Source organism: Collimonas sp. NPDC087041 (assembly GCF_044745265.1).
In the GTDB taxonomy this organism is placed as follows: domain Bacteria; phylum Pseudomonadota; class Gammaproteobacteria; order Burkholderiales; family Burkholderiaceae_D; genus Collimonas.
On the sequence record NZ_JBIUZX010000002.1, the window covers coordinates 289,734 to 315,975 of the forward strand.

General features: G+C 54.1%; 21 protein-coding genes and 4 tRNA genes. 1 reads left to right on the forward strand and 24 read right to left on the reverse strand.

The annotated features are described in order from the left end of the window. Positions 1–5: 5 nt before the first annotated feature. From rpsS to rpsL, 10 genes are all read right to left on the reverse strand, one after another. A complete protein-coding gene (gene rpsS / locus ACIPF8_RS04480) occupies positions 6–281 on the reverse strand; it encodes a 30S ribosomal protein S19 (RefSeq protein ID WP_014004397.1) in 276 nt (91 codons plus the stop codon). Positions 282–291: 10 nt separating this feature from the next. Beyond that, positions 292–1,119, reverse strand: a complete 828-nt coding sequence (rplB, locus tag ACIPF8_RS04485) for a 50S ribosomal protein L2 (RefSeq protein WP_038484661.1) — start codon at positions 1,117–1,119, stop codon at positions 292–294. After that, positions 1,119–1,433: a 50S ribosomal protein L23 gene (rplW, locus tag ACIPF8_RS04490; protein ID WP_061532014.1), complete on the reverse strand. Its 315-nt coding sequence runs from the start codon at positions 1,431–1,433 to the stop codon at positions 1,119–1,121. The genes rplB and rplW overlap by 1 nt, the downstream gene beginning before the upstream one ends. Next, entirely contained in the window at positions 1,430–2,050 is a 621-nt protein-coding gene (gene rplD / locus ACIPF8_RS04495) for a 50S ribosomal protein L4 (protein ID WP_061532013.1), read from the reverse strand. Before rplD ends, rplW begins: the two co-directional genes overlap by 4 nt. Positions 2,051–2,053: 3 nt before the next feature. After that, complete coding sequence (rplC, locus tag ACIPF8_RS04500) at positions 2,054–2,710, reverse strand: 50S ribosomal protein L3 (RefSeq protein WP_061538668.1); 657 nt, start codon at positions 2,708–2,710, stop codon at positions 2,054–2,056. A 299-nt stretch (positions 2,711–3,009) separates the two neighbouring features. Next, positions 3,010–3,327: a 30S ribosomal protein S10 gene (gene rpsJ, locus ACIPF8_RS04505; RefSeq protein WP_038484649.1), complete on the reverse strand. Its 318-nt coding sequence runs from the start codon at positions 3,325–3,327 to the stop codon at positions 3,010–3,012. A gap of 103 nt (positions 3,328–3,430) precedes the next feature. Further along, positions 3,431–4,627 carry an elongation factor Tu gene (gene tuf / locus ACIPF8_RS04510; RefSeq protein ID WP_061936342.1) on the reverse strand — a complete coding sequence of 399 codons (1,197 nt, stop codon included), beginning with the start codon at positions 4,625–4,627 and terminating at the stop codon, positions 3,431–3,433. Between the two features lie 93 nt (positions 4,628–4,720). Next, positions 4,721–6,826: an elongation factor G gene (fusA, locus tag ACIPF8_RS04515; RefSeq protein WP_400417524.1), complete on the reverse strand. Its 2,106-nt coding sequence runs from the start codon at positions 6,824–6,826 to the stop codon at positions 4,721–4,723. A 124-nt stretch (positions 6,827–6,950) separates the two neighbouring features. Then, a complete protein-coding gene (gene rpsG / locus ACIPF8_RS04520) occupies positions 6,951–7,421 on the reverse strand; it encodes a 30S ribosomal protein S7 (RefSeq protein ID WP_014004390.1) in 471 nt (156 codons plus the stop codon). Between the two features lie 136 nt (positions 7,422–7,557). Further along, positions 7,558–7,941, reverse strand: coding sequence for a 30S ribosomal protein S12 (rpsL, locus tag ACIPF8_RS04525; protein WP_014004389.1), 384 nt, complete (start codon positions 7,939–7,941; stop codon positions 7,558–7,560). A gap of 418 nt (positions 7,942–8,359) precedes the next feature. Here rpsL and ACIPF8_RS04530 point away from each other — a divergent pair, with 418 nt between their 5' ends. Further along, a complete protein-coding gene (locus tag ACIPF8_RS04530) occupies positions 8,360–10,156 on the forward strand; it encodes a phosphoethanolamine transferase (RefSeq protein WP_400417527.1) in 1,797 nt (598 codons plus the stop codon). Positions 10,157–10,384: 228 nt separating this feature from the next. On the opposite strand, the gene rpoC is transcribed toward ACIPF8_RS04530, so the two are convergent. From rpoC to ACIPF8_RS04600, 14 genes are all read right to left on the reverse strand, one after another. Then, positions 10,385–14,623: a DNA-directed RNA polymerase subunit beta' gene (rpoC, locus tag ACIPF8_RS04535; RefSeq protein ID WP_061536895.1), complete on the reverse strand. Its 4,239-nt coding sequence runs from the start codon at positions 14,621–14,623 to the stop codon at positions 10,385–10,387. A 261-nt stretch (positions 14,624–14,884) separates the two neighbouring features. Beyond that, positions 14,885–18,991, reverse strand: a complete 4,107-nt coding sequence (rpoB, locus tag ACIPF8_RS04540) for a DNA-directed RNA polymerase subunit beta (RefSeq protein ID WP_400417530.1) — start codon at positions 18,989–18,991, stop codon at positions 14,885–14,887. A gap of 269 nt (positions 18,992–19,260) precedes the next feature. Beyond that, positions 19,261–19,638, reverse strand: a complete 378-nt coding sequence (gene rplL, locus ACIPF8_RS04545) for a 50S ribosomal protein L7/L12 (protein WP_400417533.1) — start codon at positions 19,636–19,638, stop codon at positions 19,261–19,263. Between the two features lie 76 nt (positions 19,639–19,714). Further along, a complete protein-coding gene (gene rplJ / locus ACIPF8_RS04550) occupies positions 19,715–20,212 on the reverse strand; it encodes a 50S ribosomal protein L10 (RefSeq protein WP_400417535.1) in 498 nt (165 codons plus the stop codon). Between the two features lie 360 nt (positions 20,213–20,572). Further along, positions 20,573–21,268: a 50S ribosomal protein L1 gene (gene rplA / locus ACIPF8_RS04555; protein WP_400417537.1), complete on the reverse strand. Its 696-nt coding sequence runs from the start codon at positions 21,266–21,268 to the stop codon at positions 20,573–20,575. Then, positions 21,268–21,699: a 50S ribosomal protein L11 gene (gene rplK / locus ACIPF8_RS04560; protein ID WP_014004382.1), complete on the reverse strand. Its 432-nt coding sequence runs from the start codon at positions 21,697–21,699 to the stop codon at positions 21,268–21,270. The genes rplA and rplK overlap by 1 nt, the downstream gene beginning before the upstream one ends. A gap of 168 nt (positions 21,700–21,867) precedes the next feature. Further along, positions 21,868–22,467 carry a transcription termination/antitermination protein NusG gene (nusG, locus tag ACIPF8_RS04565; RefSeq protein WP_400417540.1) on the reverse strand — a complete coding sequence of 200 codons (600 nt, stop codon included), beginning with the start codon at positions 22,465–22,467 and terminating at the stop codon, positions 21,868–21,870. Then, positions 22,467–22,850: a preprotein translocase subunit SecE gene (gene secE / locus ACIPF8_RS04570; RefSeq protein WP_400417543.1), complete on the reverse strand. Its 384-nt coding sequence runs from the start codon at positions 22,848–22,850 to the stop codon at positions 22,467–22,469. Before secE ends, nusG begins: the two co-directional genes overlap by 1 nt. A gap of 46 nt (positions 22,851–22,896) precedes the next feature. Next, positions 22,897–22,972: transfer RNA gene (locus ACIPF8_RS04575), tRNA-Trp, on the reverse strand. Positions 22,973–23,086: 114 nt separating this feature from the next. After that, a complete protein-coding gene (tuf, locus tag ACIPF8_RS04580; RefSeq protein ID WP_061936342.1) occupies positions 23,087–24,283 on the reverse strand; it encodes an elongation factor Tu in 1,197 nt (398 codons plus the stop codon). Between the two features lie 119 nt (positions 24,284–24,402). Next, positions 24,403–24,477, reverse strand: a tRNA-Thr gene (locus ACIPF8_RS04585). A gap of 81 nt (positions 24,478–24,558) precedes the next feature. Then, positions 24,559–24,632 (reverse strand) — tRNA-Gly (locus tag ACIPF8_RS04590). A gap of 80 nt (positions 24,633–24,712) precedes the next feature. Then, positions 24,713–24,798, reverse strand: a tRNA-Tyr gene (locus ACIPF8_RS04595). Positions 24,799–24,959: 161 nt separating this feature from the next. Continuing rightward, entirely contained in the window at positions 24,960–26,066 is a 1,107-nt protein-coding gene (locus ACIPF8_RS04600) for a gamma-glutamyl-gamma-aminobutyrate hydrolase family protein (RefSeq protein ID WP_400417546.1), read from the reverse strand. Positions 26,067–26,242: the final 176 nt, after the last annotated feature.

A 26,242-nucleotide genomic window follows, 5' to 3' on the forward strand; every position in this document is an offset into this window, starting at 1 on the left:
GGACCTTATTTCTTAGCCTTCTTATCAGCAGCATGACCCTTGAACGTACGGGTCAGCGCGAATTCGCCGAGCTTGTGACCAACCATGTTCTCGGACACATATACCGGGACGTGTTGCTTGCCGTTATGAACAGCAATCGTCAGACCGATAAAATCCGGCATGATGGTCGAGCGACGGGACCAAGTCTTGATTGGCTTTTTGTCTTTGACTGCTTGCGCAGTTTCGACTTTTTTCACCAGGTGGGCGTCGCAGAACGGCCCTTTTTTCAATGAACGTGTCATGTTTTATCCCTTATTTCTTGCCGCGGCGCGAGACGATCATGGAAGTAGTACGCTTGTTGCTGCGTGTCTTCTTACCCTTAGTCTGTTGACCCCATGGCGAAACTGGATGACGACCAGCTGCGGTCTTGCCTTCACCACCACCGTGAGGATGGTCAACCGGGTTCATGACCACACCGCGAACGGTAGGACGAACACCACGCCAACGCATCGCACCCGCTTTACCGATCTTGCGCAGGCTGTGTTCGGCATTGCCGACTTCACCTACGGTAGCGCGGCATTCGATATGCACGCGGCGAACTTCACCGGAGCGCAAACGAATTTGAGCGTAAGTACCTTCACGAGCCATCAACACAACGCCGGCGCCGGCAGTACGGGCCATTTGGGCACCCTTACCTGGCAGCATTTCGACGCAATGCAGAATCGTACCAACCGGAATGTTGCGGATTGGCAGGCAGTTACCGGATTTGATCGGCGCTTCCGAGCCGCTCATTACCTGGTCGCCTACAGCCATGCCTTTAGTGGCGATGATGTAGTGACGTTCGCCGTCGGCGTAGCACAACAGAGCGATATTCGCCGTGCGGTTTGGATCGTATTCGATACGTTCCACTTTCGCTGGAATACCATCTTTGGTGCGCTTGAAGTCGATCAGACGGTAATGTTGCTTATGACCACCGCCGATGTGGCGAGTAGTGATATGACCGTTGTTGTTACGACCAGCTGTTTTCGACTTCTTCTCAACCAGGGCAGCAAATGGACGGCCTTTGTACAGGTCGGGATTAACGACCTTGACCATGCCACGGCGGCCCGGCGAGGTTGGTTTAACTTTAACGAGTGCCATTATTTAGCCTCCTCGGTGAAGTTGATCTCTTGACCCGGCTTCAAGCATACGAATGCGCGGCGGGTATGGTTGCGGCGACCCATGGTCTTGCCGCTACGCTTTTGCTTACCCTGGCGATTGGCAACTTGTACCGATTCAACCTGAACTTTGAAGAGCAGCTCGACAGCAGCCTTGACTTCCAGCTTGGTAGCGTCTGGTGCGATACGGAAAACGACTTGCTCGTTCTTCTCCGCAACCAACGTTGCCTTCTCGGAAATCACCGGCGCCAGCAACACTTTCATCAAGCGTTCTTCGCTATGTTTAATTGCGTTCATGCCAGCATCTCCTCAATCTTCGCCAAAGCCTGCTTGGTGATCAGGATCTTCTTGTAGAACACAAGCGATACTGGATCAGCGTGACGTGGCTCACATACCAGGAAACCTGGCAGGTTACGCGACGCCAACAACAGGTTTTCTTCCAGATTGTCGGTAATGACCAACACGGAATCCAGACCCATGGTCTTCAGCTTTTGTGACAGCAACTTGGTCTTTGGCGCTTCGACCGAGAAATTCTCGACGACCGACAAACGACCTTCGCGTGCCAACTGCGACAGAATCGAGCAGAGACCTGCGCGATACATCTTCTTGTTTACTTTGTGCGAGAAGTTCTCATCAGGCGAGTTCGGGAAAATCCGACCACCGCCGCGCCACAGAGGCGAGGACGACATACCAGCACGAGCGCGGCCAGTACCCTTTTGGCGCCATGGCTTTTTAGTCGTGTGATGAACTTCTTCACGGTCTTTTTGCTTACGGTTACCGCTGCGAGCGTTAGCCTGGTAAGCAACTACGACCTGGTGAATCAGGGCTTCGTTGTAGTCGCGGCCGAAAATGGTATCCGGAGCAGCAACGTTCGAAGCAGCTTGACCTTGGTCATTCAGGAGCTTGAGTTCCATGAATTAGGCTCCCTTCTTAGCTTTGATTTTGATCGCAGGGCTGACCACAACTTGGCCGTTCTTCGCGCCTGGAACCGCACCCTTGACCAGCAACAGTTGGCGCTCAGCGTCAACACGTGCGATTTCGAGGTTTTGCGTGGTTACAGTAACGTCACCCATGTGACCGGTCATGCGCTTACCAGGGAAAACACGACCTGGATCCTGCGCCATACCGATGGAACCTGGAACATTATGCGAACGGGAGTTACCGTGGCTGGCACGACCGGATGCAAAGTTGTGACGCTTGATAGTACCGGCGTAACCTTTACCGATCGAGACACCTTGAACGTCAACCTTTTGACCGACTTCGAACAGGCTAGCGGCGATAACTTCACCGGCCTTCAGTTCGGAAGCCTTGGCTGAATCAATGCGGAATTCTCTGAGGATGGTACCAGCCTCAACGCCAGCTTTGGCGTAGTGACCAGCGGCGGCTTTAGTCACGCGTGAAGCGCGACGCGAACCGAATGCAACTTGAACAGCGGTATAACCGTCTGTTTCAGGCGTTTTGATTTGGGTCACGCGGTTGTTCGACACGTCCAACACGGTTACTGGGATTGAATCCCCATCTTCCGTGAAGATGCGCATCATACCAACCTTGCGACCAACAAGGCCTAAGCTCATTGTTTTTCTCCATTCCCGCCTACGATTGGGCGGGGCTGATGTTTGTACAACTAAAATAAGCACGACTGCAAAGACGAAATCCGTCGGCAATCGCACCGAAGCCGATCAGTATAACCGCGTAAATTTTTATTTGCAAGACCATCTTTGTCGTGGTATGTCAAACATCCGGCGGTTAAGGCTGATTTACAACACCTATAAAAACTTGGGGACAGAGTAAATCGCCACGTTTCGTGACTCTTAAACTCTGTCCCGCATCGATATTTCTTTGGTGTTGCTTATTGCAAATTATTGCAAATTTATTACTGCAGCTTGATTTCCACGTCCACGCCAGCTGGCAGGTCCAGCTTCATCAACGCATCGACAGTCTTGTCGGTTGGGTCAACGATGTCCATCAGGCGTTGGTGCGTACGGATTTCGAACTGATCGCGCGATGTCTTGTTGACGTGCGGCGAACGCAATACGTCGAAACGCTGGATACGTGTTGGCAGTGGTACTGGACCCTTGACAACGGCGCCGGTGCGCTTGGCTGTATCAACGATTTCCTGAGCCGATTGGTCGATCAGTTTGTAGTCGAACGCCTTCAGGCGGATGCGGATTTTTTGGTTAGGAGCTGACATGATTTTCCTTAAAAGAACGAACCGTGGATGACAGCCACCCACGGTATATTGTTACATTGACAAACCGCCGAAGCGGCTTGCCTATTGCACTACAAACTTGCTATTACGCGTCAGGCAGGATCTTAGCAACAACGCCTGCACCAACAGTACGGCCACCTTCGCGGATCGCGAAACGCAGACCTTCTTCCATCGCGATCGGGTTGATCAACATCACGGTGATCGACACGTTATCGCCTGGCATAACCATTTCTTTGTCCTTCGGCAACTCGATCGAACCAGTCACGTCCGTTGTACGGAAGTAGAACTGTGGACGATAGTTGTTGAAGAACGGAGTATGACGGCCGCCTTCGTCTTTCGACAGAACATAGATCTCGCCTGTGAAATGCTTGTGTGGCTTGATCGAGTTCGGCTTAGCCAACACTTGGCCCCGCTCTACGTCTTCACGCTTGGTACCGCGCAACAGAACGCCAACGTTGTCGCCAGCTTGACCTTGGTCCAGCAGCTTGCGGAACATTTCAACGCCAGTACATGTTGTATCTTGTGTATCACGGATACCAACGATTTGCAGCGCTTCGCCAACCTTGACGATACCGCGCTCAACACGACCGGTCACAACAGTACCGCGACCCGAGATCGAGAACACGTCTTCCACTGGCAACAGGAATGCGCCGTCAACAGCACGTTCTGGTGTTGGGATGTAAGTGTCCAGCGCTTCAGCCAGAGCCATGATTGCTTGCTCGCCCAATGGGCCAGTGTCGCCTTCCAGAGCCAGCTTCGCCGAACCCTTGATGATTGGCAGGTCGTCGCCTGGGAATTCGTACTTGGTCAACAGCTCGCGCACTTCCATTTCGACCAGCTCGAGCAACTCTTCGTCGTCGACCATGTCGGCTTTGTTCAGGAACACGATGATGTATGGCACGCCAACTTGACGCGACAACAGGATGTGCTCACGAGTCTGTGGCATTGGGCCGTCAGCTGCGGAGCAAACCAGGATCGCGCCGTCCATCTGTGCAGCACCAGTGATCATGTTTTTAACATAGTCAGCGTGGCCTGGGCAGTCAACGTGAGCGTAGTGACGGTTTGCAGTTTCGTATTCAACGTGCGCTGTGTTGATCGTGATGCCGCGCGCTTTTTCTTCTGGCGCTGCGTCAATCTGATCGTACGCTTTGGCTTCGCCGCCAAACTTCTTCGACAATACTGTCGCGATCGCTGCTGTCAGCGTGGTCTTGCCGTGGTCGACGTGGCCGATAGTGCCGACGTTGACGTGCGGCTTGGTCCGCTCGAATTTACCTTTTGCCATTTTATTCTTCCTTCAAAAAGAACGATGTCGTTAAACAATGAGTGAAACATTTCAACCCTTGTCCGCTCGTGGCGGACAAGGGTTACTTGCCTATTACTTAGCCTTGGACGTTACGATTGCATCGATAACGTTCTTAGGCGCTTCAGCGTAGTGCTTGAATTCCATCGAGTAAGTTGCACGGCCTTGAGTAGCCGAACGCAACGAAGTCGAGTAACCAAACATTTCCGACAGAGGCACTTCGGCCTTGATGATCTTGCCGCCACCGCCGGCGATTTCATCCATGCCTTGTACCATGCCGCGACGCGACGACAGATCGCCCATCACGGTACCAGCGTAGTCTTCCGGAGTTTCGACTTCAACAGCCATCATTGGCTCCAGAATAACCGGGCTGGCTTTACGGCAGCCGTCCTTGAACGCCATCGAAGCGGCCATGCGGAACGCATTTTCGTTCGAGTCAACGTCATGGTACGAACCGAAGAACAGGGTTACCTTGACGTCTACCACTGGGTAGCCGGCCAGGACACCGGTGTTCAATGTTTCACGGACACCCTTTTCAACTGCAGGGATGTATTCGCGTGGAACGGTACCGCCCTTGATCGCGTCAACGAATTCAAAGCCCTTGCCTGGTTCTTGCGGTTCGATCTTCAGAACCACGTGACCGTATTGACCACGACCACCCGATTGCTTGACGAACTTGCCTTCGATTTCTTCGCAAGTCTTGCGGATGGTTTCGCGGTACGCAACTTGTGGCTTACCAACGGTCGCTTCAACGTTGAATTCACGCTTCATACGATCGACGATAATGTCCAGATGCAACTCACCCATACCGGCGATGATGGTCTGGCCCGATTCTTCGTCAGTGCGGACACGGAACGAAGGATCTTCTTGTGCCAGGCGATTCAGCGCCAAGCCCATCTTTTCCTGGTCAGCCTTGGTCTTCGGCTCAACTGCCTGCGAAATCACTGGCTCAGGGAACACCATGCGCTCCAGGATGATGAAGGCATTGGTATCGCACAATGTGTCACCGGTAGTCGTATCTTTCATACCGATCAGCGCAGCGATGTCACCAGCCAGAATTTCCTTGATTTCTTCGCGCTGGTTGGCGTGCATCTGCACGATACGGCCGATACGCTCTTTCTTGCCCTTGATCGAATTCAACACGGTGTCGCCCGAGTTCAAAGTACCCGAGTAGCAACGCATGAAGCAGATCTGACCAACGAACGGGTCGGTTGCGATCTTGAACGCCAAGCCGGAGAACTTTTCAGTGTCTTCTGCTTTACGCGAGATTGGCGCATCATCTTCGTCCAGGCCTGGTACCGGCGGCACGTCCAGCGGCGACGGCAGGTAGTCGACCACGCCGTCCAGCATGGCTTGTACGCCCTTGTTCTTGAACGCAGTACCGCACATCATTGGCACGATTTCGCTGGCCAGGGTACGTTGACGGATAGCAGCCTTGATTTCGGCTTCAGTCAGGTCGCCTTCTTCCAGGTACTTGTTCATCAGCTCTTCCGATGCTTCGGCAGCAGCTTCGACCATGTTTTCGCGCCACTTGGTTGCATCAGCAGCCAGGTCAGCAGGAATATCACGGTAGTCGAAAGTCATGCCCTGGGTATCGTCGTGCCAGTAGATCGCCTTCATCTTGACCAGGTCGATCACGCCTTCGAACTTGTCTTCAGCGCCGATAGGTACTTGCATTGGCACAGGGTTAGCCTTCAGGCGAGCGCGCATCTGCTCGAAAACCTTGAAGAAGTTCGCGCCGGTACGGTCCATCTTGTTGACGAACGCCAGACGTGGAACCTTGTACTTGTTAGCTTGACGCCATACTGTTTCCGACTGTGGCTGCACGCCGCCGACTGCACAGTAAACCATGCAGGCGCCGTCCAGAACACGCATCGAGCGCTCAACTTCAATCGTGAAGTCAACGTGGCCCGGTGTGTCGATGATGTTGATGTGGTGAGGCTGGAAGTTACCCGCCATGCCCTTCCAGAAACAGGTGGTCGCAGCGGAAGTGATCGTGATACCACGCTCTTGTTCCTGCTCCATCCAGTCCATGGTGGCCGCGCCATCATGCACTTCACCGATTTTGTGATTCACACCGGTATAAAACAGAACGCGTTCTGTAGTCGTGGTTTTACCTGCATCGATGTGAGCGGAGATACCGATATTGCGATAGCGCTCAATGGGGGTCTTGCGAGCCATGATTTAATCCTAAGTCTTTTAATGCACGAAACCGAGCGCCATTTTTGATAAAAATATGCGCTCGGCTCGAACAAATTTCAGATGCGGACAGCAGCTCAATTCAAGGAGCCGGCTGCCCAGTCTATTAGAAGCGGAAGTGCGAGAACGCCTTGTTCGCTTCTGCCATACGGTGAACTTCGTCACGCTTTTTCATTGCGCCGCCGCGGCCTTCTGCGGCTTCCAGCAATTCGCCACCCAGACGTTGCGGCATCGATTTTTCGCTGCGCTTGTTAGCTGCTTCACGCAACCAACGCATCGACAAGGCCATACGACGGACAGGACGAACTTCAACTGGCACCTGGTAGTTTGCACCACCAACGCGACGCGACTTAACTTCAACCAATGGTTTGGCGTTGCTGATAGCAAGGGCAAACACTTCCAGCGGATCTTTGCCGGATTTGGCTTGAATGTGCTCGAAGGCACCGTAAATGATGTTTTCTGCGACCGATTTCTTACCGGACAACATCAGGACGTTGACGAACTTCGCAACATCAACATTACCGAATTTTGGATCCGGCAGAATCTCCCGCTTGGGAACTTCACGACGACGTGGCATTTCGATTCCTTTCAATCTTCAGTTGAGCGACAGATCTTTTGTATCTGCACGCTCGCGGACAGCCATCATAGCCACCCACTTACTCGGCCCATTGGGGACCGACACTATTCGTTCGGCTTGCGCCTAGCGAAAACTATTATTTCTTTGCAGCCTTAGCACGCTTTGCACCGTACTTCGAACGTGCTTGCTTACGATCCTTGACGCCCTGGGTATCCAGTGCACCGCGAACCATGTGGTAACGCACACCTGGCAAGTCTTTTACACGGCCGCCGCGCAACAGCACGACACTATGTTCTTGCAGGTTATGGCCTTCACCGCCGATGTACGAAATGACTTCGAAACCGTTGGTCAGGCGAACTTTGGCAACTTTACGCAGAGCCGAGTTTGGCTTCTTTGGAGTTGTCGTATAAACGCGGGTGCAAACGCCGCGTTTTTGCGGGCTGTTTTCCAGCGCTGGTGATTTGCTCTTTACGACCGCAGAAACGCGCGGCTGGCGAATCAATTGATTGATGGTTGGCATCGTTATATATCCAACAAAATTACGACGTTAATAACAACAATCCCGAAATCGGTTGTCCGGGATTGGACAGATACTTGCACAAGGAATCATGCGAACCGCACGAAACTTGCGCACAATTCGATTCAGCAGAAGAGGAGGAACGCGCTATAGAAAGCGGAAGCAGACCAAAGAACGTTCGGCCCATAGAGCCTACAATCGAGAACCCGCGAGTATATCCCTATGATGCCTGGCAGTCAACCGCAGTCTGGGATGCATGTCGGTAAACGCAACACCGCCATAAGCGGCTCGGGCAAGGCTGCGGCTGGCTCCAGCAAATAATACGTATCGATATTGCAATGCTTTTGTTTATCTGGCAGATGGCTGGCATCGCACCATGGCTTTGCGGGATAATGTGGCTTGACCATTTTTCTCAACCATGATGCCAGCCCTGCTTCGCCGCAATAACCTGTTCGTACTGGTCACCTACCTGGCGCTTTCCCTGGTCCCATTCGTACCGCTGCTGTTCGGACAATCGATCGAACACCCCCTTCGCATCATCCTGATGGAAGCCGCTATCTGGCTGGTCATCTGGTCGATCTTCAAGCGGCCGGCCTGGTTTCACTGGTTGCTGATCCCGGCGTTTATCGCATTGCCGACTGAAATCTACCTGCGCAAATTCTACGGCCAGGGGATTTCCACGCACCACCTGGGGATCATTGCTGAGACCAGCCCCAGGGAAGCCATGGAATTTCTTGGCGACAAGGTTTGGTGGTTGGCGGCGATCCTTGCTTTCGTCGTGCTGTGGTGGGCGCTCAGCTGGCTGGCCGCAAGCCGCACCCGCGACCTGGACCTTGAAGGCCCTTCACGCTGGTTTGGCTGGTTAGTGCTCACTGCCGGCTTATGCGTCTGGCTATATGGCCAGGAGATAGGCATTCAACCCGCTTCGACGAGTGTTGCAAGCAGCAAGACGGCCTCCCCTCCCGCCACTAGCGGCACTCATCTCGGCAAGTTGCCCAACTGGGCGGCAACGCCATTCCAGCCGGACCCGATCGGTCGCACCTGGCCATTCGGCCTGGCGGTACGCGGCTACGATTTCTGGAAAGAACGGGAATACCTGGACGATCTGGAGCACAAGAACAGCCAGTTTCATTTCGGCGCCCATCAAGCCAGCCATCAAAACACGCCGCAAATTGTGGTCATGGTGATCGGCGAATCGTCGCGCTACGATCGCTGGAGCTTGAATGGCTATCAGCGCGACACCAATCCTTTGCTGAAAAAAGAGACAAATCTCGTCAGTTTCTCGGATGTCATCACTTCTGTCTCGGCCACCCGCCTGTCCGTGCCCGTCATCGTTTCTCGCAAACCGGCAACTGAAAGCCTGAAAGCCGGCTTTGCCGAAAAGTCTTTCGTCACCGCCTACAAAGAGGCCGGCTTCAAGACATATTGGATATCCAACCAGATGTCGTATGGCAAATTCGACACCCCGGTGTCGGTATTTGCCAACGAAGCCGATGTGGTCCAGTTCCTGAACCTGGGCGGATTTACCGATACATCGAATTTCGATTCAATCCTGTTGCCGCAATTACAAAAGGCGATGCTGGACCCGGCGCAGAAAAAACTGATCGTCCTGCACACGCTGGGCAACCACTGGAATTACAGTCATCGCTATCCACAGGATTACGACAAATGGCAGCCATCGCTGTTCGGCATCGAAAACCCGGCCTACACCAATCTTGCCAACAAGCCGGCGCTCAACAACAGCTATGACAACTCGGTACTGTATGTCGACTGGTTCCTGTCGCAGGTGATCGGCGCCCTCAAGGAATCCAAGCAACTGAGCGCCATGATGTATTTCTCCGATCACGGCCAGACGCTGTATGACGGCAGCTGCAAGATTGCCTTCCACGGACACAATACCCAGTTCGAATTCCATATTCCTGCGCTGATGTGGTATTCGGATTTGTACAAGCAAGCCTATCCCGACAAGGTCGATCAATTGCTGCGCCACAAACGCGCCCGCATGACCACTGAGAACGTCTTCCATTCGCTGCTCGACCTGTCCGATATCCGCTACCCGGACGAGCGGCTGGAATGGAGTTTCCTGAGCGACAAACTGCGCCCGCACAAGCGTTATGTCGACAGCTACGGCTGGACTGATTACGACAACTCGACCTTCAAGGGCGACTGCCGGGAAGTCATCGACAACGGCAAGCCCCTGCGCCAGCAACGCGATTAACACAGCTTGACGGGCTCGGCGCCATCCTCATGTTTAAGCGCTGAAAACGCCGGGCCGCTGGCGACATCACACATTTTGCCAGGCTGGTTCGCTGGACTGCCCAGAAATACAGTGCGGCGAGCACGTCGCCGGCACTGAACCGAAGCAACACTTCCCTTTGAATAGACGAAAAAAAACGGCAGCGGATATTCATCCGCTGCCGTTTTGCTGACTAATCCTTTTAAAGGATTAAGCTTCGTCGCCTTGCTGTGCGTTCAATTCCTCAGCTGCGCGTGCTTCTGCAGCTGCCAGGCGTGCTGCCTGTTCGGATTGCAACAGTGCTGTGCGCTCTTCCGCTTCCCAGCTGTCTTTTTCCTTGCGTGCACGATGGAACGCGAGACCGGTGCCGGCTGGGATCAGACGACCAACGATAACGTTTTCCTTCAGGCCGCGCAGCGTGTCTTTCTTGCCCATGATTGCAGCTTCGGTCAACACGCGGGTGGTTTCCTGGAACGATGCGGCCGAGATGAACGAATCGGTCGACAGCGATGCCTTGGTAATACCCAGCAATACGTTTTCGTAGGTTGCAGGAATCTTGCCCGCTGCAATCACGCGATCGTTTTCGTCCAGCAGTTCCGAACGCTCGACCTGCTCACCAGTGATGTAAGACGCATCGCCGGCATCAACGATTTGAACGCGACGCAACATCTGGCGTACGATCACTTCGATGTGCTTGTCATTGATCTTCACGCCTTGCAAGCGGTACACGTCTTGAACTTCGTCGACGATGTAACGTGCCAGCGCTTCGATACCCAACAGGCGCAGGATGTCTTGCGGATCGGCTGGGCCGTCGACAATCATTTCACCCTTGTTCACGACCTGGCCGTCATGTACCAGCACTTGCTTGTCCTTGGTAATCAGGAACTCGTGCTTGTTGCCGTCCATGTCTGTGATTTCCAGACGTTGCTTGCCCTTGGTTTCCTTACCGAACGCCACAGTACCTGTGACTTCAGCCAGCATACCTGCATCCTTCGGCGAACGTGCTTCGAACAGCTCGGCAACGCGTGGCAGACCCCCGGTAATATCGCGCGTCTTTTGCGATTCAGTCGGGATACGTGCCAACACTTCACCAACGTGCACTTGCTGACCGTCTTTCACGGTAATCAGCGCGCCCACCTGGAAGCCGATCGTCACTGCGTGTTCAGTACCGGCGATCTTGACTTCTTCGCCTTGTTCGTTCAGCAGCTTAACTTGCGGACGAACAGTCTTGGTGACCGAACCACGACGCTTCGCATCGATAACCACCAGAGTCGACAGACCGGTAACTTCATCGATCTGACGGGCAACGGTCGAACCTTCTTCGACGTTCTCGAAGCGGACGGTACCGGTGTACTCGGTAATGATCGGACGGGTCAACGGATCCCATGTTGCCAATGCGGTACCGGCCTTGATGGTCAAGCCATCCTTGACGATCAGTGTCGCACCGTACGGTACTTTATGACGCTCGCGCTCACGGCCGTGGTCGTCGGTGATCAGGACTTCGCCGGAACGGGAAATCACGATCAGTTCGCCCTTGCCGTTAGTCACGTAACGCATGGTCGCTGTGAAGCGGACCGTACCGTTGGACTTGGCTTCAACACTGGATGCCACTGCCGAACGCGACGCCGCACCACCGATGTGGAACGTACGCATGGTCAGCTGGGTACCTGGCTCACCGATCGACTGCGCAGCAACCACACCGACAGCTTCACCGTTGTTGACCAGCGTGCCGCGGCCCAGGTCGCGACCGTAACATTGCGCGCACAGGCCGTAGCGTGTGTCGCATGTCAGCGGTGTGCGGACCTTGACTTCATCGATGCCGAGGCGTTCGATTTCTTCGACTGCATCTTCGTCCAGCAGCGTGCCGGCTTCGTACAGAGTGCCCTGGGTTTCCGGATTGACGATATCGTTGGCAGCAACACGGCCGAGGATACGGTCGCGCAGCGCTTCAATAACTTCACCGCCTTCAACCATCGCCTTCATCGAAGCGCCGTTGGAGGTGCCGCAATCATCTTCGATCACGACCAGATCCTGGGTCACATCAACCAGACGACGTGTCAGGTAACCCGAGTTCGCTGTCTTCAACGCGGTATCGGCCAGACCTTTACGTGCACCGTGGGTCGAAATGAAGTACTGCAAAACGTTCAGACCTTCGCGGAAGTTCGCGGTGATCGGCGTTTCGATAATCGAACCATCCGGTTTCGCCATCAGGCCACGCATACCGGCCAGCTGACGGATCTGTGCTGCGGAACCACGCGCACCGGAGTCGGCCATCATGTAAATCGCGTTGAACGATTCCTGAGTGCCCTTGGTGCCGTCGCGGCGGACCACATCTTCCACCTTCAGCTGTTCCATCATGGCCTTGCCGACGTCGTCGCCGGCCTTGCCCCAGATATCCACAACCTTGTTGTAACGTTCGCCAGCAGTCACCAGACCGGACGAGTACTGCTGTTCGATCTGCTTCACTTCTTGTTCTGCAGTCGCGATGATGGTTGCCTTTTGTGGCGGTACCAGCATGTCGTCCACGCAGATCGAGATACCGGCACGGGTCGCCAAACGGAAACCGGACTGCATCAATTGGTCAGCGAACACCACCGTAGCGCGCAGGCCGCACTTACGGAATGCCGTGTTGATCAGCTTCGAGATTTCCTTCTTCTTCAACGCGCGGTTCAGCACGGTGAATGGCAAGCCCTTAGGCAGGATTTCCGACAGGATCGCGCGGCCAACAGTCGTTTCGTAACGCTTGATGGTCTTGACGAATTCGCCGGTCGCCGGATCCTTCGGATACTCGGTGATACGGACGGTAACGCGGGTCGTCAGCTCGACTTCCTTGTTGTCGTAAGCACGGATGGCTTCCGACACGTCAGGGAACATCATGCCTTCGCCCTTGCCGTTGATTTGCTCACGGGTGGCGTAGTACAGACCCAACACGATATCCTGCGACGGCACGATCGACGGTTCGCCGTTCGATGGGAACAGGATGTTGTTGGAAGCCAGCATCAAGGTGCGTGCTTCCATCTGTGCTTCGATCGACAGTGGAACGTGGACCGCCATTTGGTCGCCGTCAAAGTCGGCGTTGAATGCGGCGCAGACCAGCGGGTGCAATTGGATTGCCTTGCCTTCGATCAGGACCGGCTCAAACGCCTGGATACCCAGACGGTGCAATGTAGGCGCACGGTTCAACATGACCGGATGTTCACGGATCACGTCTTCCAGGATGTCCCACACCACGGAAGTCTGATTTTCAACTTCCTTCTTGGCTGCCTTGATCGTGCTGGCGATGCCCATCACTTCCAGCTTGTGGAAAATGAATGGCTTGAACAGTTCCAACGCCATCAGTTTCGGCAAGCCGCACTGATGCAGTTTCAGTTGTGGCCCCACCACGATAACCGAACGGCCGGAATAGTCGACGCGCTTACCCAGCAAGTTCTGACGGAAACGGCCGCCCTTACCCTTGATCATTTCTGCCAGGGATTTCAGCGGACGCTTGTTGGCGCCAGTCATTGCCTTACCGCGACGGCCGTTGTCCAGCAACGAGTCAACCGCTTCCTGCAACATCCGCTTTTCGTTGCGGGTGATGATTTCCGGAGCGCGCAATTCCATCAGGCGCTTCAGACGGTTGTTACGGTTGATGACGCGGCGATACAGGTCGTTCAAATCGGAAGTAGCGAAACGGCCGCCATCCAGCGGTACCAGCGGACGCAACTCAGGCGGCAGCACTGGCAACACTTCCATGATCATCCAGTCAGGCTTGATGCCCGAACGTTGGAACGCTTCCAGCACTTTCAAGCGCTTGGCGTATTTCTTGATCTTGGCTTCGGACTTCGACTCTTTCAATTCCTGACGCAGAGTTTCCGCATCGCGGTCGATATCGATCGCGCGCAGCAACTCACGGATGCCTTCGGCGCCCATGAATGCGGTGAAGTCGTCGCCGTATTCTTCGTACTTGGCGGCGTAGTCGTCTTCCGACATGATCTGGCAACGCTTCAGCGGCGTCATGCCTGGATCGGTGATGACGTAGGCTTCAAAATACAATACGCGTTCGATATCCCGCAGGGTCATGTCAAGGACCATGCCCAGACGCGACGGCAGCGATTTCAGGAACCAGATATGCGCGGTCGGCGATGCCAGCTCAATGTGGCCCATGCGCTCGCGACGCACTTTTGCCAGCGTGACTTCAACGCCGCACTTTTCGCAGATAACGCCGCGGTGCTTCAGACGCTTGTACTTACCGCACAGGCATTCGTAGTCTTTGATCGGGCCAAAAATCTTGGCGCAGAACAGACCATCGCGCTCTGGCTTGAAGGTACGATAGTTGATGGTTTCTGGCTTTTTAACTTCGCCATAAGACCACGAACGAATTTTTTCGGGCGACGCCAGACCAATTTTGATCGAGTCGAACTGTTCACTTTGCTGAACTTGCTTGAATAAATCGAGCAGTGCTTTCATGTATCACTCCAGGTGATTAATTCGATTGCGGGACAGAGTTTAAGAGCCACCGCAGCGTGGCGAATTACTCTGTCCCCAACATTATGTAATCTTTTTGATGCTCAAATACAGCTGCCAAGAGTATCGCTACCTTACCTCTGTACTGCTGTAGTCCGGTCTGACTCGATCTCACGGTCTAGTCAGTTGGGGACAGAGTAATTCGTCGCCCTTCGGCGCCTCTTAAACTCTGTCCCACAATTGTGGACGGTTGATCTTGCCCGCTTATTCGCGGTCAAGATCCATGTCAATACCCAGCGAGCGGATTTCTTTCAACAAAACGTTGAAGGATTCCGGCATGCCTGCATCGATTACATGGTCACCCTTGACCAGGTTTTCATACACTTTGGTACGACCGTTCACGTCATCCGACTTCACTGTCAGCATTTCTTGCAGCACGTACGACGCACCGTAAGCTTCCAATGCCCAAACTTCCATCTCACCGAAGCGCTGGCCACCGAACTGCGCCTTACCACCCAATGGCTGCTGGGTAACCAGCGAGTAAGGACCAGTCGAACGTGCATGCATCTTGTCATCGACCAGATGGTGCAGTTTCAGGTAGTGCATGTAGCCGACTGTGACACTGCGCTCGAAAGCTTCACCGGTACGACCGTCATACATGGTGACCTGATTCTTCGATGGCGTCATGCCCAGTTGCTTGGCGATGGCGTCCGGATAAGCCAGGTCCAGCATGCGGCGAATTTCATCTTCGTGCGCACCGTCGAACACTGGCGTTGCGAATGGCACACCGGCCTTCAGGTTGCTGGCCAGATGCAGGATCTCGTCGTCCGACAGGCTATCCAGGTCTTCCGATTTACCGGATTCGTTGTAAATAGTCGTCAGGAATTTACGCAATTCTGCAATCTTGGTTTGCGCCTTCAGCATTTCGCCGATACGCAGGCCCAGACCCTTGGCTGCCCAGCCCAAGTGAACTTCCAGAACCTGACCGATGTTCATCCGTGAAGGAACGCCCAGCGGGTTCAATACGATGTCTGCCGGCGTACCGTCAGCCATGTGCGGCATGTCTTCGATCGGCAGGATGCGCGAAACCACACCCTTGTTACCGTGACGACCAGCCATCTTGTCGCCAGGTTGCAGGCGGCGCTTGACGGCCAGGTAAACCTTGACCATCTTTTGTACGCCAGGCTGCAGCTCATCGCCTTGGGTCAGCTTCTTGCGCTTTTCTTCAAATGCCAGGTCGAACTGGTGACGCTTCTCGGCGATCGATTCCTTGATCGCTTCCAGTGCCACGGCAGCATCGTCGTCCGCAGGACGGATGTCGAACCAGTGGTACTTGTCCAGGTCTGCCAGGTATTCCTTGGTCAGCTTGCTGCCCTTGGCCAGTTTCTTCGGACCGCCGTTGACAACCTTGCCGATCAACATGCGTTCCAGACGTTCGAAAGCATCGCCTTCAACGATACGCAACTGGTCGTTCAGATCCAGGCGATAGCGTTGCAGTTCGTCGTCGATAATCTGTTGTGCACGTTTGTCGCGTTGGATGCCTTCGCGGGTAAACACTTGCACGTCGATCACCGTACCGACCATGCCCGAAGGCACGCGCAACGATGTATCTTTTACGTCCGAAGCCTTTTCGCCGAAAATCGCGCGCAGCAGCTTTTCTTCTGGCGTCAGTTGGGTTTCGCCCTTAGGAGTCACCTTACCGACCAGCGTATCGCCGGCTTCGACTTCAGCACCGATGTAGACGATGCCGGATTCATCCAGACGCGCCAACTGGTTTTCGGCCAGGTTGGAGATGTCGCGGGTGATTTCTTCAGCGCCCAGCTTGGTGTCGCGTGCAACAACCGACAACTCTTCGATATGGATCGAGGTGTAGCGGTCGTCAGCAACGACTTTTTCGGAGATCAGAATCGAATCTTCGAAGTTGTAGCCATTCCATGGCATAAACGCCACCAGCATGTTCTGACCCAGAGCCAGCTCACCCAGATCGGTCGAGGCGCCATCGGCGATCACGTCGTGTTTGGCGACGCGGTCACCAACTTGCACGATTGGCCGTTGGTTGATGTTGGTGTTCTGGTTCGAACGTGTGTACTTGATCAGGTTGTAGATATCAACACCGACTTCGCCTGCAGTCGCTTCTTCGTCATTCACGCGAATAACGACGCGGCCTGCATCGACGTAATCAACGATACCGCCACGCAGTGCCTGCACGGTGGTGCCCGAGTCAACTGCCACGGTGCGTTCGATACCAGTACCGACCAATGCCTTTTCTGGACGCAAGCAAGGAACTGCCTGACGTTGCATGTTGGCACCCATCAATGCGCGGTTCGCGTCATCGTGTTCGAGGAACGGGATCAGCGATGCTGCAACCGAAACCACCTGGCCTGGCGCAACGTCCATGTACTGAACGCGCTCTGGCGATACCAGAATGGTTTCGCCGGCTTCACGTGCAGAAACCAGTTCATCGGACAGCTTCAGGGACTTGTCGATGGTCGCATTCGCCTGAGCGATGATGTAGCGGCCTTCTTCAATCGCCGACAGATAATCGATCTGGTCGGTAACCTTGCTGTCTTCAACCTTGCGGTATGGTGTTTCCAGGAAGCCGTATTCATTCAAGCGAGCATACAAAGCCAGCGAGTTGATCAGACCAATGTTCGGGCCTTCCGGTGTTTCGATCGGGCAAACGCGGCCGTAGTGGGTCGGATGCACGTCGCGGACTTCAAAGCCGGCGCGCTCACGGGTCAAACCGCCCGGTCCAAGTGCCGATACGCGGCGCTTGTGGGTGATTTCCGACAGCGGGTTAGTTTGGTCCATAAACTGCGACAACTGCGACGAACCGAAGAATTCACGGATAGCAGCCGAAATCGGCTTGGAATTGATCAGGTCATGCGGCATCAGGTTGTCCGCTTCGGCTTGACCGAGGCGTTCCTTGACTGCACGCTCAACCCGTACCAGACCGGCACGGAATTGGTTCTCAGCCAGTTCGCCGACGCAACGTACGCGACGGTTACCCAAGTGATCGATATCGTCGACTTCGCCGCGGCCATTGCGCAACTCAACCAGGATCTTGATCACAGCCAGCACGTCTTCGTTCGACAGCGTCATGGCGCCAGTCAGTTCATCACGGCCGATACGGCGGTTGAACTTCATGCGGCCGACAGCCGACAGATCGTAACGATCAGCGTTGTAGAACAGACCGTTGAACAACGCTTCAACCGAATCTTCGGTTGGCGGTTCGCCTGGACGCATCATGCGATAGATCGCGACGCGGGCAGCCATCTGATCGTTGGTGTCATCGCTGCGCAGAGTTTGCGAGATGTAGCTACCTTGGTCCAGATCGTTGGTGTACAGGGTCTGGATGTCGCTGACGTCAGCTTCACGCAGCTTGGCCAGCAATTCTTCAGTCAACTCGTCGTTGGCGTTGGCAACTACTTCGCCAGTGTCGCCGTCAACGATGTTGCGCGCCAGGACGCGGCCCAGCAGGTAGTCTTCCGGTACCGAAATGTGCTTGATGCCGGCAGCTTCGATGTCACGCACGTGCTTGGAATTGATACGCTTGTCTTTAGCGACCAGGACCTTGCCCGATTTGTCGGTGATGTCGAAACGCGCAACTTCGCCACGCAGGCGTTCGGAGACGAATTCCATTTCCGCGCCTTCGTTACGCAACGCGAAGTTGTCGAATACGAAGAAGTTGGCCAGGATCTGCTCGACCGACATGCCGATCGCTTTCAGCAGGATCGTGACAGGCATCTTGCGACGACGGTCGACGCGGAAGAACAGGATGTCTTTCGGGTCGAATTCGAAGTCGAGCCATGAACCACGGTAAGGAATGATACGTGCCGAGAACAGCAACTTGCCGGACGAGTGCGTCTTGCCGCGGTCATGTTCAAAGAACACGCCCGGGGAACGATGCAGCTGCGATACGATCACACGCTCAGTGCCATTGATAACGAACGAGCCGGTCGTGGTCATGAGCGGCAATTCGCCCATGTACACTTCCTGCTCTTTCATTTCCTTGACCACTGGCTTGGTCGGCGATTCCTTGTCCAGGATCACCAGGCGCACCTTGGCGCGCAATGGCGACGCGAACGTCAGACCACGCTGTTGGCATTCCTTGACGTCGAACGGCGGATCGCCGAGGACATAAGACAAGAATTCGAGACGCGCGAAACCATTGTGCGAAACGATAGGGAAAATAGATGTGAAAGCCGACTGCAGGCCCTCATTCTTACGTTGAGACGGTACTTTGTCTTGTTGCAGGAAGCCAAGATACGACTCGAGCTGGGTCGCCAGCAGGAACGGAACGTGGTGAACGTTAGCGCGTTTCGCAAAAGATTTACGAATACGCTTCTTCTCAGTAAATGAGTAGTGCATTGAACACTCCGTGAGTGACAGGAAGGATAGAGAATTCAGGATTCGCTGGATATTTCAGTCAAACTAGACAAAACTACCGATCTGGCTAAACTGTCGTAACCAACAATTCCTCAAGTCTCAGCCCTTCGAGCTTGATGGCAACGGACGCTTAATAAAACAACAAGCGCTAAACAAAATCGAAAACGACAAAGGAGCCAAAGCCGAACTCTCCTTTTCGAGAGTTCTGCACTTTGACTCCAGCGCAATAAATGCGCTCAAAAAAGCTGAAATTACTTGATTTCAGCTTCTGCGCCGGCTTCAACCAATTTCTTGGCTGCAGCATCAGCGTCGGCTTTCGAAACGCCTTCTTTAACTGCCTTCGGTGCGCCGTCAACCAGGTCTTTAGCTTCTTTCAAGCCCAGGCCGGTGATTTCGCGAACTGCCTTAATTACGCCAACCTTGTTTGCGCCGACGCCCTTCAGGACAACGGTGAACTCGGTTTGCTCTTCAGCTGCAGCAGCACCGCCGCCAGCAGCGCCGCCGCCAGCAACTGCAACAGCTGCTGCGGAAACGCCAAACTTCTCTTCGAATGCCTTAACCAGGTCATTCAATTCCATAACAGTCAGACCATCGATCTGGGTCAGGAATGCATCTTTATCAAAAGCCATGTGAAACTCCTAATTTTTTTACAATGAATACATCAGATTGGTACTAACGCTAAAAAAAGCGCCTGAAGCTTGCTGATTAAGCGGCTTCGGCTTCTTTTTTCGCTGCCAAAGCAGCCAGACCACGCGCAAATCCAGCGATCGGCATCTGCATCATGCCCACAACTTGGGCCAGCAGAACTTCGCGACTTGGAATGTTTGCCAACGCTTGTACACCCGCCTTATCCAGCGGCTTACCAGCGAAGTTACCTGCCTTGACGACCAGTTTGTCGTTGGTTTTTGCAAAGTCATTGATGACTTTTGCAGCAGCAACGGCGTCCTCGGAGATCGAATAGATCAACGGGCCGGTCATGTCTTTGGCGAGGTCGGCAAACGCGGTACCTTCAACGGCGCGACGTGCCAGTGTATTTTTCAATACACGCAAGTACACACCCTGGGTACGCGCATTAGCGCGCAGTTGGGTCAAGTGACCAACCTGGATGCCACGATATTCGGCCACGACGATAGTCTGTGCAGCTGCTACTTTTGCAGAGACTTCGGCGACTACGGCCTTTTTGTCATTCAGATTGAGACTCAAGATCAACCTCCAAAAATGATGCTTGGTAACGACATAACCGCAAGTGGTTACTTACCTCACATCGGTTCGAACACGGCGTCCGAAGTTAGGAGTTCAGTACTGACGCATCATAAAAACAAAGCGACACACAGCGTTGAGACTACAAAACTTGTTCGGGTACACCATCTGCGTTGGGTGCCAAACGATTGCTCGCCTGGTGTTTAACTTTGTGCACTACCTGCTGCACGCCGCCCAACGGTCTTTGATTGCCTGGACCCACATCAAAATTGCCGATACAGGTCCAGCCCAAAGATTCGCCTGATGGCTATGCGACTCGCGCACCGCCTTCAGGACTTGATTCAATACAGCTCAGCCAGCCGATTAAGCTGCCAGTGTCGATTGATCGACACGAACGCCGGCACCCATTGTCGAGGACAAGGAGATCTTGCGCAGGTATACACCCTTGCTGGTTGCTGGCTTGGCTTTGCTCAATGCATCGATCAGTGCCAACAAGTTGGACTTCAGTTCTGCATCGCTAAACGATTTACGGCCGATTGTTGCGTGGATGATACCGGCTTTGTCGGTACGGTATTGCACTTGACCGGCTTTCGCGTTCTTGACAGCGGTAGCGACGTCAGGAGTAACAGTACCAACCTTCGGATTTGGCATCAGGCCACGTGGTCCCAGGATCTGGCCCAGGGTACCAACGATACGCATGGTGTCAGGCGAAGCGATCACGATGTCGAAAGGCATGTTGCCGGCTTTGATTTGCTCAGCCAGGTCTTCCATACCAACGACGTCGGCGCCAGCAGCTTTAGCTTGTTCGGCTTTTTCGCCGGAAGCAAATACTGCAACGCGAACGGTCTTGCCGGTGCCAGCTGGCAGCACGACGGAACCGCGAACCACTTGGTCCGACTTCTTTGCATCAACGCCCAATTGGACGGATACATCGATCGATTCGTTGAATTTTGCAGTTGCGCATTCCTTGATCAACGCTACTGCGTTGTCGAATGGATATGCCTTGGTGCGATCGACTTTTGCCTTGATCGCTTTTGCGCGCTTAGTTAACTTAGCCATTACAGACCCTCCACCGTGATGCCCATCGAACGAGCAGAACCGGCGATAGTACGTACGCCAGCTTCCAGATCAGCACCAGTCAAATCGGGCTTTTTCAAGGTTGCGATTTCTTCTGCTTGCTTACGGGTGATCGAACCAACCTTAGTGGTATGCGGCGTAGCCGAACCCTTGGTGATGCCAGCAGCCTTCTTGATCAGGATCGTTGCTGGAGGAGTCTTCATCACGAAAGTGAAGGACTTGTCAGCGAACGCTGTGATCACGACTGGAATTGGCAGACCTGGCTCAACACCTTGGGTCTGGGCATTAAATGCCTTACAGAATTCCATGATGTTCAGACCGCGCTGACCCAATGCTGGACCGATTGGTGGGGATGGGTTTGCTTTACCAGCTGGCACTTGCAGCTTGATAAAACCAATGATTTTCTTTGCCATGATGGCTCCTAAGTGTGTGAGTATTAGCGCCTTTTTGATCAATCCGGCATGCCGGACAGCGATCTAGTAGGGCTCCTCTTACTGCTTCGGATTCCATGAGGTTTAATCCATGACGCTCCGAACGGCGCTTGTTTGAATCTGTGTTGCCGCTACGCGGGCAAATGCTGCTTAGACTTTTTCGACCTTGTCGAACTCCAGTTCGACTGGGGTAGCGCGACCGAAAATAGTAACGGTGACACGCACGCGCGACTTTTCGTAATTGACTTCTTCGACGTTGCCGTTGAAATCGGTGAAAGCGCCTTCCTTGATACGCACCAGCTCGCCAACTTCGTATAGCACCTTTGGCCGCGGCTTTTCGATACCGTCTTGCATCTGCTGCATGATCTTGTCGACTTCATGCTGCGGGATCGGTGTAGGCTTGTTCGACTTGCCGCCGATAAAGCCGGTCACCTTATTGGTGTTCTTTACCAAATGCCATGTTTCGTCGGTCATTTCCATCTCGACCAGGACGTAGCCTGGGAAGAAACGACGTTCGGTAACGGCTTTCTGGCCATTCCTGACTTCGATTACTTCTTCAGTCGGCACCAGGATCTGGCCGAACTGTTCTTGCATTCCTGCGCGATCAATGCGCTCGGTAAGCGCGCGTTGCACGCTCTTTTCCATACCGGAATAAGCATGCACCACATACCAGCGCTTTTTGCCCACTGGCGCCGAAGGCGTCACAGCAGGCGGCGTTGCTTGCGCATCGTTTTGTGTGCTATCGCTCATTATTGTTTCCAACCCAATATCACGTCGTACAACAAGACCTCGAGGAGCTTATCGATGCCCCAGAGGAAAATCGCCATCACCAGCACAAATGCGAAAACGATGGCAGTGATCTGCATCGCTTCCTTGCGGGTAGGCCAAACAACTTTTTTCGTTTCGCGCACAGCTTCCTTGGCGAAACCAAGGAATTCACGACCTTGGGTCGAAGTCCATGCCAGGGCGACAGCCACCACCAAACCGGCAACCAATGCGCTAGCGCGCACCAGACCAGACTGGCCCGACAAAAAATAAAAGCCGACAACGCCGGCAACGACAGCCAAAACTGCCAGTATTACTTTGAGCTTATTGCCGGATTCGCCGACAGTTTGCACAGGGTGGTTAGACATACGCGGCTTACTTTCAGTGACTTTCTGTACCCTACACCCGAATCGGTGGCAGGGGCGGAGGGCATCGAACCCCCAACCTCCGGTTTTGGAGACCGGCGCTCTGCCAATTGAGCTACACCCCTACGCTTAAAACACTTTATCTGAATGGCTTGGCCAGCTAACTTACGCTTACCTTTCAGACATTAACGCCGCGAGGCGGGAATTTCCCGGGTCGCGGCGATTACTACTTTTTTCTATTACGCGTCAGGCAGGATCTTAGCAACAACGCCTGCACCAACAGTACGGCCACCTTCGCGGATCGCGAAACGCAGACCTTCTTCCATCGCGATCGGGTTGATCAACATCACGGTGATCGACACGTTATCGCCTGGCATAACCATTTCTTTGTCCTTCGGCAACTCGATCGAACCAGTCACGTCCGTTGTACGGAAGTAGAACTGTGGACGATAGTTGTTGAAGAACGGAGTATGACGGCCGCCTTCGTCTTTCGACAGAACATAGATCTCGCCTGTGAAATGCTTGTGTGGCTTGATCGAGTTCGGCTTAGCCAACACTTGGCCCCGCTCTACGTCTTCACGCTTGGTACCGCGCAACAGAACGCCAACGTTGTCGCCAGCTTGACCTTGGTCCAGCAGCTTGCGGAACATTTCAACGCCAGTACATGTTGTATCTTGTGTATCACGGATACCAACGATTTGCAGCGCTTCGCCAACCTTGACGATACCGCGCTCAACACGACCGGTCACAACAGTACCGCGACCCGAGATCGAGAACACGTCTTCCACTGGCAACAGGAATGCGCCGTCAACAGCACGTTCTGGTGTTGGGATGTAAGTGTCCAGCGCTTCAGCCAGAGCCATGATTGCTTGCTCGCCCAATGGGCCAGTGTCGCCTTCCAGAGCCAGCTTCGCCGAACCCTTGATGATTGGCAGGTCGTCGCCTGGGAATTCGTACTTGGTCAACAGCTCGCGCACTTCCATTTCGACCAGCTCGAGCAACTCTTCGTCGTCGACCATGTCGGCTTTGTTCAGGAACACGATGATGTATGGCACGCCAACTTGACGCGACAACAGGATGTGCTCACGAGTCTGTGGCATTGGGCCGTCAGCTGCGGAGCAAACCAGGATCGCGCCGTCCATCTGTGCAGCACCAGTGATCATGTTTTTAACATAGTCAGCGTGGCCTGGGCAGTCAACGTGAGCGTAGTGACGGTTTGCAGTTTCGTATTCAACGTGCGCTGTGTTGATCGTGATGCCGCGCGCTTTTTCTTCTGGCGCTGCGTCAATCTGATCGTACGCTTTGGCTTCGCCGCCAAACTTCTTCGACAATACTGTCGCGATCGCTGCTGTCAGCGTGGTCTTGCCGTGGTCGACGTGGCCGATAGTGCCGACGTTGACGTGCGGCTTGGTCCGCTCAAACTTGCCTTTTGCCATCTTAGACTCCTAAAGATTTGATGAGAATGTCCAGGCACACGCCCGACCGCATTACGAATTAAAAACTGAAATTCAGTTTTTGCAGCACCCCATTGCGGGCACCGAAAACAACTTTGATCTGGTGCCCTTGACGTGGATCGAACACGTGGCCTCTCCCTTACCAAGGGAGTGCTCTACCACTGAGCTACAAGGGCTATGCTGTACGCGCGCTCTTATTGGCAAAGCCAACCAACAACACGCCCAACTTTATAATTTACTGCCGCCTGACAATCTACTGGAGCGGGTGAAGGGAATCGAACCCTCGTCATAAGCTTGGAAGGCTTCAGCTCTACCATTGAGCTACACCCGCGAGATCATTTCAATTCGATCAGTTCACTTCTACCGCCGCAATATTCTGCTACAGCTACTACTTGTTACTTCTTCCCAAAATGGTGGAGAGGGCTGGATTCGAACCAGCGTACTCGTAAGAGGGCAGATTTACAGTCTGCTGCCATTAACCACTCGGCCACCTCTCCGCAGGGAACCCCAGATTATAGTAAAGCACCTCTGAAGTGTCAACCGCCGAAAATGATTTCCTCAAAATAATTTGAAGTTTTTTCAATTTGACGCAAATGGTCGACACTGAGCCTGGCCGAAATCGGGAAATATGCTTCACCGGCCAAGGCGCAAGATAATATCAGAAACGCGTCTCGCGTGCAGCTCTTAAAAATCCATCGAGGATTGGCGTGCAATCAAGCAACTGTGGGCCACCAGCGCGGTGAAACTCCGGATGCCACTGCAAACCCATGACAAATGCTGCCTTACGGTAACGAATTGCCTCGACGATATTGTCGGTGCCGGAAATTGCCTCGACCGTCAGATCGCGCCCCAGGTCCTTCACGGCCTGATGGTGGATCGAGTTGACCACCCATTCGGTCTGGCCGTTCTCACCGGTATTGAACAAAGCCGCCAGCGAGGAGCCGGCCGGGAACTGAATCGCATGGTGCAGGCGGTCGTATTCGTCGTTGACGTGGGTGATTGAGGTTGGCACATCGGTGGCGATGTCCTGATACAGGGTGCCGCCGAAAGCAACATTGATCAATTGACAACCGCGGCAAATGCCCAGCACCGGCTTGCCGGCTTCGATAAATTCATGCAGCAGTTCCAGCTCATACATGTCGCGCACCCGGTCGCCGCCCCATTCCGGCCGGGTCGCGGCTTCCGCGTAGCTTTGCGGCGAAACGTCGGCGCCGCCTTGCAGGACCAGGCCATCCAGGTGCTTGGCGTAATCGCGCAGGCGAATTGAGCTGGGATGGACCAGGCCGTTGGTATTTACCGTAGGAATCATGAACACCAGCACATTGCGCGACATCACCCATTGTGCGATCGATTCCTCCAGGTATTGCAGCGTGCGCCCGCGCAAACCCTTGGCGCCTTCTTCCGGATGGAAGATACGGGCCGAGATGCCGATCTTCAGGGTGCGCTGCATCATGCGCCGGCCGGCCTTGTCGGACAGGGCGCGGAAACGCGCGGCGATCAGCTTCCAGGTTTGCGGCCAGGGAGCGCCATCGCTGTTCTGGTTGGAAAACGTCGGTTGGGTAGCCGCCCCTGCTGGCTTGGCTTCCGGTTTGGCCTCGACTTTGGGCTCCGGCTGGGGGGCGGATTTAACTTCGGGCTTAATTTCCGGTTGGACTTCCGGTTGGGCTGCTGCTATCGGTTCAGTGGCAGCCGGCTCTGGCGCCGCCGGGCTGGTGTCGGTATCCGCTACCGGATGCTTGGGGTCGCTTGGCTGTGAGTCGGGCATATTGTCAGAAATTGTCAGAAATAAAAAAATTAAGGGAAGTGCTGCTAGCATGTCCACTGAAAGCAAAAGCCGCGCACTGACAACTGACGCCGGTAACATTTGCTTGCCAAAGTATAGGCTTGCTCATTGTAATTGAGCGTTGTTTTCAATATCAGTTCATCTTAAGCCGTCATTTG

Excerpts from the sequence above, each read along its gene's own strand:
- ACIPF8_RS04600 (WP_400417546.1), bottom strand. The coding sequence starts at position 26,066 with ATGCCCGACTCACAGCCAAGCGACCCCAAGCATCCGGTAGCGGATACC.
- rpsJ (WP_038484649.1), bottom strand. The coding sequence starts at position 3,327 with ATGTCAGCTCCTAACCAAAAAATCCGCATCCGCCTGAAGGCGTTCGAC.
- rplK (WP_014004382.1), bottom strand. The coding sequence starts at position 21,699 with ATGGCAAAGAAAATCATTGGTTTTATCAAGCTGCAAGTGCCAGCTGGT.
- secE (WP_400417543.1), bottom strand. The coding sequence starts at position 22,850 with ATGTCTAACCACCCTGTGCAAACTGTCGGCGAATCCGGCAATAAGCTC.
- nusG (WP_400417540.1), bottom strand. The coding sequence starts at position 22,467 with ATGAGCGATAGCACACAAAACGATGCGCAAGCAACGCCGCCTGCTGTG.
- rplW (WP_061532014.1), bottom strand. The coding sequence starts at position 1,433 with ATGAACGCAATTAAACATAGCGAAGAACGCTTGATGAAAGTGTTGCTG.
- rplA (WP_400417537.1), bottom strand. The coding sequence starts at position 21,268 with ATGGCTAAGTTAACTAAGCGCGCAAAAGCGATCAAGGCAAAAGTCGAT.
- rpsS (WP_014004397.1), bottom strand. The coding sequence starts at position 281 with ATGACACGTTCATTGAAAAAAGGGCCGTTCTGCGACGCCCACCTGGTG.
- rplL (WP_400417533.1), bottom strand. The coding sequence starts at position 19,638 with ATGGCTTTTGATAAAGATGCATTCCTGACCCAGATCGATGGTCTGACT.
- rpsL (WP_014004389.1), bottom strand. The coding sequence starts at position 7,941 with ATGCCAACCATCAATCAATTGATTCGCCAGCCGCGCGTTTCTGCGGTC.
- rpsG (WP_014004390.1), bottom strand. The coding sequence starts at position 7,421 with ATGCCACGTCGTCGTGAAGTTCCCAAGCGGGAGATTCTGCCGGATCCA.
- rpoB (WP_400417530.1), bottom strand. The coding sequence starts at position 18,991 with ATGCACTACTCATTTACTGAGAAGAAGCGTATTCGTAAATCTTTTGCG.
- rplB (WP_038484661.1), bottom strand. The coding sequence starts at position 1,119 with ATGGCACTCGTTAAAGTTAAACCAACCTCGCCGGGCCGCCGTGGCATG.
- fusA (WP_400417524.1), bottom strand. The coding sequence starts at position 6,826 with ATGGCTCGCAAGACCCCCATTGAGCGCTATCGCAATATCGGTATCTCC.
- tuf (WP_061936342.1), bottom strand. The coding sequence starts at position 24,283 with ATGGCAAAAGGCAAGTTTGAGCGGACCAAGCCGCACGTCAACGTCGGC.
- rplD (WP_061532013.1), bottom strand. The coding sequence starts at position 2,050 with ATGGAACTCAAGCTCCTGAATGACCAAGGTCAAGCTGCTTCGAACGTT.
- ACIPF8_RS04530 (WP_400417527.1), top strand. The coding sequence starts at position 8,360 with ATGCCAGCCCTGCTTCGCCGCAATAACCTGTTCGTACTGGTCACCTAC.
- rpoC (WP_061536895.1), bottom strand. The coding sequence starts at position 14,623 with ATGAAAGCACTGCTCGATTTATTCAAGCAAGTTCAGCAAAGTGAACAG.
- rplC (WP_061538668.1), bottom strand. The coding sequence starts at position 2,710 with ATGAGCTTAGGCCTTGTTGGTCGCAAGGTTGGTATGATGCGCATCTTC.
- tuf (WP_061936342.1), bottom strand. The coding sequence starts at position 4,627 with ATGGCAAAAGGTAAATTCGAGCGGACCAAGCCGCACGTCAACGTCGGC.